Annotated in this window: 10 protein-coding genes; all 10 read right to left on the reverse strand. The window is 72.4% G+C overall.

All coding sequences use genetic code 11. The features are described from left to right. Positions 1–10: 10 nt before the first annotated feature. The 10 genes from ACWCPI_RS38215 to ACWCPI_RS38260 all read right to left on the reverse strand — a co-directional run bounded on the left by ACWCPI_RS38215 (position 11) and on the right by ACWCPI_RS38260 (position 13,171). The gene (locus ACWCPI_RS38215; protein WP_451042563.1) at positions 11–2,215 is read right to left on the reverse strand and encodes a hypothetical protein; all 2,205 of its coding nucleotides are present in this window, start codon (positions 2,213–2,215) and stop codon (positions 11–13) included. After that, complete coding sequence (locus ACWCPI_RS38220) at positions 2,212–6,108, reverse strand: putative baseplate assembly protein (protein ID WP_451042564.1); 3,897 nt, start codon at positions 6,106–6,108, stop codon at positions 2,212–2,214. Before ACWCPI_RS38220 ends, ACWCPI_RS38215 begins: the two co-directional genes overlap by 4 nt. Beyond that, the gene (locus tag ACWCPI_RS38225; RefSeq protein WP_451042565.1) at positions 6,105–9,152 is read right to left on the reverse strand and encodes a putative baseplate assembly protein; all 3,048 of its coding nucleotides are present in this window, start codon (positions 9,150–9,152) and stop codon (positions 6,105–6,107) included. The genes ACWCPI_RS38220 and ACWCPI_RS38225 overlap by 4 nt, the downstream gene beginning before the upstream one ends. Then, positions 9,149–9,520: a GPW/gp25 family protein gene (locus ACWCPI_RS38230; RefSeq protein ID WP_451042566.1), complete on the reverse strand. Its 372-nt coding sequence runs from the start codon at positions 9,518–9,520 to the stop codon at positions 9,149–9,151. Before ACWCPI_RS38230 ends, ACWCPI_RS38225 begins: the two co-directional genes overlap by 4 nt. A 4-nt stretch (positions 9,521–9,524) precedes the next feature. Further along, on the reverse strand, positions 9,525–9,854 hold the full coding sequence (locus ACWCPI_RS38235) for a hypothetical protein (protein WP_451042567.1): 330 nt from the start codon (positions 9,852–9,854) through the stop codon (positions 9,525–9,527). A 2-nt stretch (positions 9,855–9,856) separates the two neighbouring features. Next, entirely contained in the window at positions 9,857–10,369 is a 513-nt protein-coding gene (locus ACWCPI_RS38240; protein WP_451042568.1) for a phage baseplate assembly protein V, read from the reverse strand. Positions 10,370–10,378: 9 nt separating this feature from the next. Then, on the reverse strand, positions 10,379–11,506 hold the full coding sequence (locus ACWCPI_RS38245; protein WP_451042569.1) for a hypothetical protein: 1,128 nt from the start codon (positions 11,504–11,506) through the stop codon (positions 10,379–10,381). Between the two features lie 61 nt (positions 11,507–11,567). After that, positions 11,568–11,900 carry a tail protein X gene (locus ACWCPI_RS38250; RefSeq protein ID WP_451042570.1) on the reverse strand — a complete coding sequence of 111 codons (333 nt, stop codon included), beginning with the start codon at positions 11,898–11,900 and terminating at the stop codon, positions 11,568–11,570. Between the two features lie 33 nt (positions 11,901–11,933). Further along, positions 11,934–12,575, reverse strand: a complete 642-nt coding sequence (locus ACWCPI_RS38255) for a hypothetical protein (RefSeq protein ID WP_451042571.1) — start codon at positions 12,573–12,575, stop codon at positions 11,934–11,936. Continuing rightward, the gene (locus tag ACWCPI_RS38260) at positions 12,572–13,171 is read right to left on the reverse strand and encodes a HEAT repeat domain-containing protein (RefSeq protein ID WP_451042572.1); all 600 of its coding nucleotides are present in this window, start codon (positions 13,169–13,171) and stop codon (positions 12,572–12,574) included. Before ACWCPI_RS38260 ends, ACWCPI_RS38255 begins: the two co-directional genes overlap by 4 nt. Positions 13,172–13,175 lie beyond the last annotated feature (4 nt).

The following is a 13,175-nucleotide window of genomic DNA, read 5'->3' on the forward strand; positions in this document are numbered from 1 at the left end:
TGACGCCGTGTCAGTTGACTGCGGCGATCCCGGCGTCCATGCCGGCCGGTGTGAACTCCGCGAGCCGCGCCCGCAGATTGTCCTCCCGCTGTGGCTGGAACAGGTCGTGCAGGACCCCCAGCTCTGCGCCGTCGTCCGCGCCCCGGCCGATCTCCACCGCGCACGAGAGCGCGAGCTGGAGGTAGGCCGGCGTCCCGTACCGACGGCTGGTGAACCGTGGCCGCACCCGCGCGGCCTCCAGCGAGCGCAGCCGCGGCAGGTCCGCCGGGTCCACCTCACCGAACTCGGCGAGCCGCCGCAGGTCCTCCCGGACCAGGTCGGGCTGGCAGTGGTAGCGGCGCGGTGTCCGCGAACCCGGCGGCACGTAGCAGAACCGCAGGCATCCGATTCCCCGCCGCGCGACGTGCATCAGGCCGTCGAAGACGGCGTTCTCGCCCAGCCGGACCGCGTGCGCGTGTACTTCGCCGATCACGGTCGAGCGCCGCACCGTCAGCTCCGCGTGCGCGTGCCGGCATTCCGGCGCCGACACCACCTCGCGGTCCGCGCCGGTCGCGTCCAGCACCGAGTCGCTGACGCACACCTTGATGGGATCGGTCCCGGCCTCGTCGTTCACCACCAGGATCGATCCGACGACGCTGTTCGCGATCTCCACGCACGCCGTGGTGTTCTCCAGCACCAGGCTGGGCTCCTCCGGGTGCGTGGCACGGCAGTGCGGCTCCAGCGACCACCCGGGCACCAGCGTCGAGTGCCGTACGACGACCGCGCCCATCGGCCCGGTCACGCTGACCCCGCGGCCGGTGATCAGCAGCCCGTCGAGCACGAACCGTGGCGGCGGCCGGTCGTCGCCCTCCTGCGCGCAGAGCGCCCGGATCTGCAGCGAGTCCGGCCGGTTGCTGTACCAGTCCAGCAGCCGCAGCACCGGCCGCTTGCGCTCCGCTCCGCGCACCTCCAGCCGGTCCCCCGGTGACAGCACGAACTCCAGCTGCTCCTGGTACGCCCCGGAGTCCGCGATCTCGATCACCGCCTCCGGCTGGTTGCCATCGGCGTTGTCGCCCTGCCACGCCGCGTACGCCTGCTGGATCCGCTCGAACTCCTCCTGCGGCCCCACCCGGTACACCTTCGCCGCACCCGGCGTCGTCACGTCCCGCGGGTACTCCCCGCCACCGAGTGCGGACGGCTGCAGGAACTGGTAGCTCACCCACACGCCGCGCCGCGGCGCCGACCGCGCCCCGAACACGATCCGACCGAGTTCCGGGTCCACGACCACCTGGCCGCGCCGCGCCCGGTAGAACCAGCCGGACAGATCGGCCACCACGATGTCGCTCACCGGCACCGGGTCCGGCTGCCCGTCACGCCAGATCGCGAAGCTCTTGTCCCGGCCGTAGAAGTCCGGCAGCCGGTCAGCGAGTTCGCGCCGGGTGATCGGCGCCGGCACGTGCTCCCGTCCCGCGATGTGTTCCGGCGAGGGCTCGGGCACCGGTTTCGTCGCCAGCGGCACGTCGTTGCCCAGGATCGAGAACGTGAACTGGTGGCGCGCCCGGTCGATGCAGTACGCCGGCGCGTACGTCAGCGGCTGCGGCTTCAGCCGCCACACGTACACGCCGACGTTCGCCGGCCGGTACCGCCCCTGCCGCCGCGACGAGCTTATGCGCGCGGCTCCGGCGAGGTGGCCCTGCGTTTCGAACGGCCCGCCGAGCCCCACCAGTTCCACGTCGTCGCGCACGTCGACCAGCCCCGGCGCCCCCCGTGTCCGGCGTACCGCGGCCTCGTCCGAGGACGGGTACAGCCTGACCGGCTGGTCACACAGCAGCAGCCGATGGAACTCGACCGCCCGCGACGGCCAGTCCGCCACCGACGACGCCACTTCCTCCAGCGTCGGCAGCGTCCCCTTGCGCCGTCTCGAACCCACCGTCGCGGCGACGTCCCTCCGCGGCGCCAGCCGGGCCACCAGCCGGTCCGTGGTCGCCGTCGCGAGCGCCTCCTCGTGACCGGGCAGCAGCCGGTAGCCCACCAGGTCACCCAGATAGGGAACCGCCCAGCTCTCGGCGGTCTCCACGAACCAGTTGTCGTACATCCGCTCCAGGTCGCTGTGCACCAGGTCGACCTGCTCACCGATCACCGCGAGCAGCGCCCGCAGCGCGGACCCGTTCGCGGCATCGGTCTTGCGGATGTGCAGCGCGATCAGCTCGCTCAGCCGGTCCGGCTTGCGGCTCATCGGCGTACCTCCTTCAGGATCAAGGTGGTCGGGACAGCGGGTGACAGCAGCACCAGCTGCGCCGGCCGCACACCGGCGAACACCACCACACGGGTACCGGCCGGCAACGGCTCGGCCGGGGGCAGCCCGGGGTTCAGCCGGAGCAGCTCGGCGACCGTGATGCCGTTGCGCGCGGCGACCAGCGTCAACGACTCGCTGAACGACGCGGGGTCGCCGCCGTCGGGCGGCCGCACGTCGTGGTATTCGACCGTGTGGGACGCCTGCCGGGCCGGCACCATCGGGTTCGGCATGGTCAGCGTGGACGCCAGCTGCTGCAGCCCGGCCGGCGTCATGCTGCCCGGGACGCCGGCGAACACGTCGACATCGACGTACTCGACGCCCGGTACCGCCTGCGCGGCGGCGATCGCCTCGGACAGGTACGCCGGCTGGCCCAGCTCGCGGCTGTCGAACCCGAGCCGTTCCAGCAGCGCGCGCCGTACCTTCGGCTCCACCAGGTCGTAGGAGTGGTCCGGCGCGATCTTCAGCCCGGCAGACATCACCAGCAGCACCAGTTCGCGCACGTCCACCCGGACCGGCAGCTGCGGGTCGCCGTACAGGGCGAGCGCGGAGCGCAGCGACCGGACGATCTCGCCGTCCTCGTCGAGGGTGATGTCACCGGCGCCCGCGATGGTGACGTGCATCAGCTCGCGACCGCCGAAGATCCGTCGTGCCGCGGCCCGGCCGATCCCGGCCCTCGACCTGGTGAAGTCCTCGTAGTCGGTGGCCCCGACCAGCCGGTCCAGCGCTGCCACCGCGAGCGGGATCTGCCGCCGGGTCTGGCGCAGCCCGTCCGGGTCGGCCCCGCCGCTGGCCGGCAGCGGGTTGGTGACACCGGTGACGCCGAGCGGGCGGGTCAGCGGCGTGGTCACCGTGTCGGCGGCGACATTGCCCGCGGCGCCGGTCCCGACCCGGTAGCGCGCCCGGACGTTCTCGTGGCCGGTCGGCAGCCTGGCGCCGTGCACGCCGTCGCCGAAGGCGACCGTGGTGCGGCCGCCCTCGCCGGTGCCGGTGACGTAGACCTTCGCGGTCGGCGGCTGCCCGGCGAGGCTGTCCACCTCCTGCCACAGCACCCCGTCGACCCGCACCTGCAGGGTGCTGCGGGCGCCGCGCGGGTTGTCGGCCGGCAGCCAGGTCAGCGGCGCGGCGAACAGGGTGAAGGTCTGGCCGGCCCGCCCCGCGTCGCCGCTGCCGATCGGCTCGTCCCGGGTCGCGCCGGCATCGGCCCGCACGACGTTGCCGTGGATCGTCACCGTCGTGCGGCGGTAGGTGTACGCCAGCGGTCCCGCGAGTGTGAGCGTGGTGTGCACCGGCTCCCCGGGCTTGGCCGGGTCGACCGCGTGCGAGACGCCGGCGACCATCGCGAGCTCGGCGGCCTTCACCCCCGGTGTGTCCGGGATGTCGGTGCGCTCGCCGGCCACGATCACCCAGCGGCCCGGCTCCAGCCCTTGGTACAGCTCGGCCAGCTCGATGACGCCGCCGGCCACGTCGTCCGGGATCGGCTCGGTGGCAACGGTGAGCGGATCGCCGCCGGCGTACACCGTGGTCTTGCGGATCTGGGACAGCTGCGTGTCCTCCGGGCCGAGCCAGGCGTCCGCCAGTGTCAGCTCGGTGACCTTGCCGGTGATCCCGAAGTCGGCCTGTGAGATGACCCGGGCGCTCTCGACCCGGGTGATCACCTTCTGCAACGAGGGTACGGCGCCGGGCCGTTCGATCACGACCCAGCTCTCCGGTCCGATCCCCGGGTACACGGCGTCCAGCACGAGCACCTTCGGCGACACCGTGCTGGTGGTGGTGAGCGCGACCGTGACAGTGTCCGGGTCGTCGGCCCGCTCGGCCCGGCCGAGTACGACGTTGATACCGCCGTGGGTGGTGGTCTCCTCGTCCCCGGGGTCGAGGTTCTGGACGACCGGCGCCGGGTCGGTCCCGAACGTCGGGGCGACCTCTACGGTGATCTTTCCGTGCGGTGTACCGCTGTCCGGCTTCGGCCCGGTGAAGGTGACCGTGCGTGCGACTTCGTTGCCCCAGCACCACAGCGACACGGTGGCCGGTGCGTCGTCCGGTGTCGTGGTGGTGACCCAGACCCCCAGCGGCCCCACCCGGATCGAACCGACGAACGGCAGGTCCTGCGACTCGCTGACCGGGCTACCGGACTCGATCCACCGCGCGATGAGCGTCCTCGGCGTGCCGGTGTCGTACTCGACGGTGAAGGTGAGCGACTTCGATCCCGTCAGCGGCCACTCGATGTGCCCGACGATCCGCCCGTTGTCCGCGAAATCCGGCTGCAGCGGCGCGGTCGCGCCGAACGGGGACGCCACCGTGCGCATCGCCTGCAGCCCGGCGAGCGGCAGCGGCTTGGTGAGGTTGACGTTGCGCCAGGCCTCGTACAGCGAGGCGAGCCGCGGGTCGAGCGCGGTCAGCAGCCGGACACCGGCGTCGGAGCCGGTGTTGAACACGTCCGCCGGGTCCAGCCGCAGCGCGCGGGCGGACGACGGCTGCGGTGTGAGCGGTTTGCGCAGCGACCCGAGCAGCGCGGCCAGTCCGAGCAGGGCCGGGTCGTCCTCGGCCGTCTGCGCACCACGAGGCCCGTTGCCGTCAGCACGATGACTGTCGGCACCGTTGGCGACGGCACCGTCGCCGGTGGCGACGAAGCGCGCGAGGGCGAGCTGGTCGAACAGCCTCTCGTCCGCGTCCGTGGGCCGGTCCTGCTCGGGTTCCAGCCGGCCGGCCGACATGCGGATCCCGGTCAGGTCCGTGCGCAGCGCCGTGAGGAAGTCGTGCACCGCCGGGTAGGGCGCTGCCGCCGCCAGCGACTCCTCCAGCCGCTGCAGGGCGTCGTCGAGCGCCCGCGTGAACTCGGTCGGGGTCGTGATCGTGTCCGGGTCCTCGCCGTTCTCATCGCGGCTCCCGCCGTGCTCGTCGCGGCCGACCAGGCTGACGGGGACGGACCCGATGGGAACGGGCTCCGACGGCAGCCGATCGCGCAGGGGCACGAGCACGGTGTCGACATACCGCCTGACGATCCTGCTGTCGCGGTACGTGTCGTCCTCCAGCAGTGCGGCGACCTTGTCCCGGAACCTGTCCTGCAGCTCGGCGAACGACGGCGGTTTCGCACCCGGCATGAGCACCGAGGTGATCCCCTCGGCCTCGTCGACGGTGCTCGCCTGCACCACGTCGAGAGCCTGCCGCCCCGGTTCGGTGCCGAACACGAACAGCAGCCGGTCACCCGTCTGCAGCCGTGCCGCCGCGCCGGCCAGGTGCACCTCGCGCCGGTCGATGGTGCGGTCCGCCCGCAGTCGCACCGGGTACGGCCGCCGCAGCCGCACCTTCAGTTCGTTCCACGCCGCCCGTGCCGCAAGGTCCTCGACGGTCTCGAACGACTGCGGCTCCTGGCCCGTCCCCGGCACGCTCTGCGCCCGCGACCCGGCCGGGATCGTCACCTCCCGGTCCCGGTCCACCCGGTAGGCGAGAAACACACCGGCGCTGACACCCGGCCGGGGCGTGTGCCCCACCAGCCGGCCGAACAGCAGCAGCGAGTCCGCCCGCGTCGCGGTGCGCAGATAGCCCTCGTTCGCCACCCGCTCGGTGTGGAATCCGAGCAGGTCGCCCAGCACCGCCCACGCGTCCAGCCATGACAGCGCCGGGTCGTCAGCAGTGCGTACCAGCAGGTCGCGCAGCTCCGGGTACGCCGGGCTGGACAGCCGCGCCAGCATCGACGACCAGAACGCGTGGTGGTCACCGGTCCGGTACGCGATCTGCGGCAGCCCCGGCGGGTTCGCCCGGCTGAACGGCGTCCTCAGCTCGGTTCCCGTGCAGCAGTCCCCGCTGCCCGCACCGCACCGACAGCTCCCGGTCATCGGCCTCCCCCGATCTCGATGTGCAGCCGGCCGTTCTCCGGCCGGTCGCGGTCGCCGTCCAGCTGTGCGACCTCCAGCGGCCCGATCCGCAGCAGCCCGTCGTCCAGCTCGCCGGTTTCCGGCGCGAACAACCTCCGCAACCGGGTCACCAGCACGCTCGTCACGCCCGGTACGGCGGCCGCCGCTGCGACCACTCGGCTGATCCGCACCGGATCGCCGAACGTCACCGCGTCCGGCGCGAACAGCGCCAGCACCGCCCGCCGCACCGCGTCGTGGACGTGACCGCGCTGGTAGCCGACGGCGGCACAGACACGCAGCTCCAGGTCCAACGGCACCGCCGTCGCCGGCTGCACGACCACGTCGTGTCCGATCCGCCGCACACCGTCCAGCGTGTGCTCGACCCGGGCCAGCAGCTTGGCGTCCGGCACCCCGGTGCCCAGGGCGTCGACCGCGACGTGCACCTCCTGACCGGTACCGGTCCAGCGGAAGTCGGCCGCCGCCCGCTGCACACCCGGCACCCCCGAGGCCAGTTCGGCGTAGTCGTCCGCGGTCACCGCCCGGAGCTTGACCTGGTGCGGCTGCAGCGGCGCCAGCCGCCGCGCGTCGTCGAGGGCCTCCGGCTCGGTCCCGCCGTGCGCCGGCAGCGGGTTGCGCACCAGCGTGACGGCGTCGTCGTTGGCGTCGCACAGCACCAGGTGCCCGATCGCCTCGGCACCGACGTTGCCCGCGGCACCGTCGCCCACCCGGTAGCGGACCGCGATTCGCCCGCCCGCCGGTGGTGGCTCGCCGTTCACTCCGTCGCCGAATCGCAGGGCGAGGCGGCCGTCCTGCTCGGCCTCGCCGACGAACGCCTTCGTGTCCGGCGTCGCGGTCAGCAGGTCGCGGCGTGGCGTCCACTCCCCCGCCTGCGTGCCGTCCGGTGTGTAGCCCGTGACGGTGATCGCGGGCAGCGCGGCGCGCGGGTCCTGGGTGAGCGCGGCCGAGGCCGGCCCGGCCAGCCCGGGGTCGTCGGCCCGCAGTCCGTCGGCGTACGGCGGGCCCCAGGTCTGCGTGAGCTCGTCCGTCAGCCAGTCACCGAGCACTTCGCCGTCGCGGGCCCGGCGGGACAACCGGGCCAGCCGCCGGATCTTGGCCCCCAGCAACGGCTCGTAGCGCAGCAGCAGGTCGCGCAGCGCCCGCGCCTCGTCGTGCGCGAACCCGAGCCGGTCCAGCACCACCTGCCCCATCAGGAGCCGCAGTTCGGCGGTCTCCTCCGGGGTCAGCGGCCGCGCCGCGCGCCACAGCGCGGTGATCCGTGCCTTGGCCCGCGCCGCGATGCCGTCGAGCAGGTGTGCCTGCCCGGACGACACCAGCGCCGGGTCCGGGTAGGCCGTCCGCTGCGTCACCGGCATGCCGGTCGGCTCGGGGCGGAACGGCTCCACCGTACCCGGGTGGCTCAGCTGCGCCAGCAGCGTGTCCAGGCTCGCCGCCTGATCGGCCGCGGGCGCGCCGGCATCCAGCCCGGCCCGGTCCAGCGCCGCCTGGCCCACCAGCCCGCGCAGCGTCGCGACCTGCTCCTCGGTGAGCTGCTCACCGCGCCGCGCCACCGTCATCAGCCCCACGACCGCCGCCCCGGCGGGCCCCTGCTCGGGACGGTCCGGGCAGCAGCCGGGCTCGCACACCAGCGGGGGCACCGGCGCCGACGGGACGTCGTACTCCTCGGGATGCCCGCCGCAGAACGTCAGGTCCCGCCCGTGGTCCACCAGGACGACGTTGCCGCGCGCAACGGTCACGTCGACCAGGCGCTCGCATGCCGGGCCGCCCTTCGTCGTCAGGCAGGCGCTGAAGGTCAGCGCGTCCCCGTCGGCCCAGGTGACCTCCACGACCGCCTGGTCGTAGAGCGCGTCGCTCGCCGGCGTCACCGACGTGAGCCGCACGACCTGCCGGTGCGCCGGGTCGGCGTCGGCCGCAGCGCCGGTGCGCGGGCCGAGCACCTCCTCGATCACCAGGAGGTCACCGGGCACCAGGCACAGCCCCTCGTCGACGAGCGTCGCCGATGTCGCGCCCTTGGGCAGGCAGCACTCCTCGTCGCCCCACGTGTGGAACCGGATCCGGTTGTGCGTCGGCCGCAGCTCGCTCTTCCCGCTCGCGACCGGCTCGAACACCTCGGTCCGCACGGCCGGCGGCAGAGCGGCCAGCGCCCTCTCGGTCACGACCGCGTTCAGGTCCGGCCGCTCCACGGGGTCCACCTGGCTGACGTCGATCGCCGCGAACCGGAACTTGCCCGGCCGCAGTGTCACCTCGTCGTCCACGCACAGCGTCACCGCGGCGCGCGCGTTGCACCCGTCATGCATCGGGTAGTCGACCAGCCGGAGGTGCCGCCGCACCGAGGTCCGCCGCCGCGCGGTGTGCAGGTACGCCTCGGTCGCCACCGCGTCCAGCTGGTACTCCAGTTGATCACCGACGTACGCGAGCAGCTCGACCACGGTCATCCCGAGGTCCGGCACATGCCGCTCCACCCACGAGGGCGCGACCAGCGTCATCCGGTCCAGCAGCAGCCGGCGCAGCGACGCATAGTCCCGTGCCGTGTAGTCGATCACCGGCGCCGGCCGGGCCTCGTGGTGCTCCCCGCCGCACCCGCACGCACAGTCGGTCTGCGCCGGGCACTGCGGGCGGAACACGAACTCGGCACGGGAGTAGCGCGGGTCGAACCCGGCCAACGGCTCGGTCCCCGGCCGCCCGTAGGCGTCCGGCTCCACCACGGACAGCGTGTACGGCGCGGTGTCGCCGGTGCGGTCGACCACGACGAACGCCCGGTCGTCCAGGTCCGCTTCCTCCTCGCGCTCGATCGTCACCTCGGTGACGTGCACACCGGTGATCCGGCGTCCGCCGTCGATCCGGATGTTGCCCGGGGCGAGCCGCTTCGGTGCCTTGCCGAGGAACGTCACCACCAGCGTCAGTCCGTCGTCGTGCGCCTCGACGGCATCGACGCCGTTGAGCCTCGCGGTCCTGACATCCCCGCGCCGACGCCCGGTCCCGCACTGTGCTGTCCCCCCGGTGTTCATGTCTCCCTCCCCTCGAAGGTCTCGGTCCGGCGGTCGCCGATCGCCTTGACGACGTACGCCACCCGGACCCGCAGCACGGTGTCGTTGCTTTCGACGAGCACCGCGTCGATCTGGATCACGTCACCCAGCCAGCGCTCCAGCTGTGCGTGGACGGCCAGTTGCAGGGTGGCCGCCAGCTCCGGGCTGTTCGGCTCGAAGACCAGGTCCAGCAGGCCGCAGCCGAAGTCCGGCCGCATCACGCGTTCGCCCGGGCCGGTGAACAGCACCAGTTCGATCAGGTCCCGGATGTGGCCGTCGTATCCGACGTCCGCGGTCCGCCCCCGGCGGTCCACCCGGAAGGGGAAGTCGATGTCGATCCGCTCGGTCACTTGCTCAGACCCCTTTGGTTCGTTGCTGTACGACCGTCACCAGCGGCGGCCCCTGCGGGACCTGTTCCGCGCTGAGGCACAGCCCGGTCGACGTCTGCGTCACCACCGGTGCCCCCGCCACCGTCACCCGAGCCGCGGGGCTCACCCAGCGGATCGTCACGCACGGCTGCGGCTTGGGCCCGACGGTGAACGGGCAGCCCGCGATCAGCCAGGTGCCGGCCACGGTGGCGGCCGGCTGGCCGGACAGGTTCGCCCGAGGGGACGCCGGCAGGTACGAGGCCCGCCCGCCGTGCGGGCAGCTCACGGTCGCGTTCACATGCAGCGCGTTGGTCATGGTCAAGTCACCGTGAGCCCACCGGTGTTGACGTCCACGGCGGTGCCCACCAGTGAGATCGTCGCGCCCTTGCCGTTGCTGATCAGGATTCCGGCGTCGTTGACCGTGATCACCGCCCCGCCGGGCGAGCGCAAGGTGATGCCCGGGCCGCCGGGCAGATCGGACATGAGGATGCTGTACTGGCCGCGGGTCTGCAGCAGGACGTTCGGCTGCCCCGGCGGTCCGGCCAGCGCGGCCGGCGGCACCTCGGCCACCGAGCCGAACCAGCAGCCCGTCCAGACCGGAAAGCTGGGGTCGCCCTGCTCGAACTCGATCCACACCCCGGCCCCGACCACCGGTACGGCGTACATCCCGGTCTGCGGACCGGCCACCGGAAGGCAGGGCATCGCGAACGTGCACGGGGTGTCGCCGAGCACGTCCGGCACCGTCGCCTGGATCCGGCCCTGCTGCAACGGGTCGACGTTGTTCACCACGGTGCCGCGGTACTTGCCGAGGTACTTCTTCGCTTCTGGCATCTGTCGTCCTCACGGGAGCACGGCCGGGGTCAGGGACACCAGGCCCTCACGGGCCAGGGTGAAGTTCTGGGTGTACGAGCCGCGCTGCAGGTTGTGCGTCACGGACTTCACGTAATAGAGGCCGTCGTACGTCAGCCCCGCCCCGCGCACGCCGACCAGCTCACGCGCCCGCAGCACATGCCCGTACCGGGTGACGTCCAGCTGGCCGGAGCCGCTCACCGCGTCGGACGACTCGACCGCCTTGGCGAGCGCCTCGGCCACCGCCTGCGCCGGCTCCTTCTTCGCGGTGTCCGCGATCACCTTCTTCTTCAGCGCGGGCGCCGGCCTGGCCGCGAGGGGCGGCCGCAGCACGCTCACCTCGGGCACCGGCAGCAGCAGCGCCACCTTGGTGGCGGGGATCTGGATCCGTGCGACCGGTTGCTCCCGGGCCGAGCCGTCGAAGCCGAACGTCATCTGGTCCACGTTCGACAGATGGTCGGAGTTCACGGTCAGCGCGTGCTGCGGGACGCCGATCCGCATCTCCGGTCCCCAGTAGCCCTTGCTGATGCCCGGCACCGGACCGGGGTCGAGGTAGAAGACGTAACCGTTCGCCTTGGCAAGCTCGTTGAGGTATCCGAGGTCGGTGCCCTTCTGGAAGTCCACCCGCTGCGTCGGCAGCGGTGTCTGGGGCACCAGCTCGGGGACGACCAGCGGCGCGATCCCGTACTGCGCGTACTGCGCGATGATCGTTGCCACCCGGATCGCCGGACCCATCGCCGGATAGGGCACGCCCTCGCGCTCCTCCAGGTCCATCAGCACCGTCAGGTCCTCGCCGGTGAGCGTCAGCGTCGACTGCCCCGGCACCCCGCTCACACCGACCTCGTGCCGCAGGATCACTCCGTCCATCAGCACCGCCGGCGTCCCCCGCACGATCGCCGTGAGCACCACCCGGGTCGGCGGGTCGAAGAACCCGGACGGCAGCAGGGTCCGCCCGATCAGCCCGCTCTTCGACAGGTCGAACGCCAGCTGGAACCCGCTGCGCTGCCCCGCGCTGACCGTGATCTGTGCCGACAGCAACGCCTCGGTCACCGCCTCCGGGGCAGGCACCGCGATCTGCCGCCCCATCATCAGCAACAACCGAACGGGTGCCTCAGCCATCGGTCCCCCCTCCCTCTCCGTGCACCGGCCTCTTGCGAGTCGGCGTGCCGCCGTCGTCTGGTCAGGCGGTCTGGTCCGGCAGCGTGATCCGCAGCACCCGGCCCGGGGTCCGGGTCAGGTCGGCCGGATCCATGACGGGGTTCGCGTCCGCGATCCGCCACCACTGCTCGGCGTCGCCCATGTACCGGTTCGCCAGGTTGTCGGCGCGGTCCCCGTCGGCCACCACGTGCTCGTCGATCTGCACCAGCCGCTCCGGCGGCGGCAGGATCCGCCGCGGCGTGTACGGGATCTCCTGCCCGTCGGCCGTCGTGTGCACCGACTGCCCGATGCCGTGGTATCTACTGGTCCGCGGATACGGGTCCGGCGCCGGGATGTCGTCCAGTAGCCCTGCCATGTGCTTCCCCCTTCGTCGTCCGCTGTACGAGGCTCAGATGCCGGTCAGTCCCAGCTGTGCGAGCCGGCCGGCGGCGAGTTGTCCCGCCAGGCGTTCCTTCTGTGCGAGGTGCGCGAGATACAGCTCCGCGCCGCGGTGCCCGGCGGGCAGGTCGCTGACCGTCAGCAGCCGCAGCCCGACCGCGAGCGTGGCCCGGATCGGCTGCAACTGCTGGTCGAACGCCTCCTCGGTGACCGAGAGTTCGGTCAGCCGGACCGGTACGACGCGCCGCGGGCCCCAGACGAACAGCGTCAGCGGCTGCTCGACGGGCGTGATCTCGAGCAGGCCCCGGTCGGCCAGCCGGCTGTTGGCGCGCACCTGTGCGGCCGGCGGCTGGATCAGCATCTCCAGCGCCGCCAGGTGCGGGTGGATGCCGAGAGGAGACGGCACGGCGGGCTGGTCGGTGGCGTCCAGCTCCACGGTGAACTTCCACGACTCGACCGCCGGCCCCTTCAACCGCAACGCCTCGGTCCGGTCCCCCTGCTGCTCCCCACCACCGGCCTGCGGCGCGATGCTGCGCTCCAGCGAGTCGGGGTTGAACTGCAGCACGATCACCCGCTGGGGGGTGCCGCGCTCGGGGTCGACGATGACGATGCCGGCCTGTACTGGTTTGGGGAGGTCCGCGTATCGCGTCACCGGAGACCGTCCTCGCCGTCGTCAAAGGACTCGAGCACGATCGAGGCATTCTCACGTCTGTCCGGATCCGGATCGCTGACCGCGATCCGCCGCAGCATGTCGCGGTACTGCGGGTACGGCGAGTGGAGGGTTGCGTGAATCGCAGCCTCTCGGACGTTCGTGTCGGGGTCGGCCATCGCAGTGATGATGCGGTCGAAGAAGCTCTTGTCGAAGGCATCAGGAGCTCCCAGCCCGATGCGCAGAACGGCAGCTGCCCGGGCCTGCGGGTCAGCGGCTTCGTCGAGTGCCGCGAACAGCTCAGCCGGGCTCCAGACGGCGAGCCGCTCCGCGGCCATCCGCGCAAGCGCGACCACCGCGGATTCCTTCACGCCCCATGCCATCGCATAGTCGTTCCGCGAGATGGGGTCCTCGACATAGTGCAGTGACAGTGCGGTGCCGGCGCCCCACATCACCTCGCGAGACTGTCCGATGTCGAGGTCTTCGTCCTGCTCGCCCATGCGTGGCCAACCCAACTCGTCCGCGAATGCCTGGACCTCGTTCTCGGCGTGCCGTTGCTTCAGCACGAGGCGATCCGATCGGTGGTCTGTTGTATTCATGGGC

The organism is Streptomyces sp. NPDC001920, assembly GCF_053594495.1.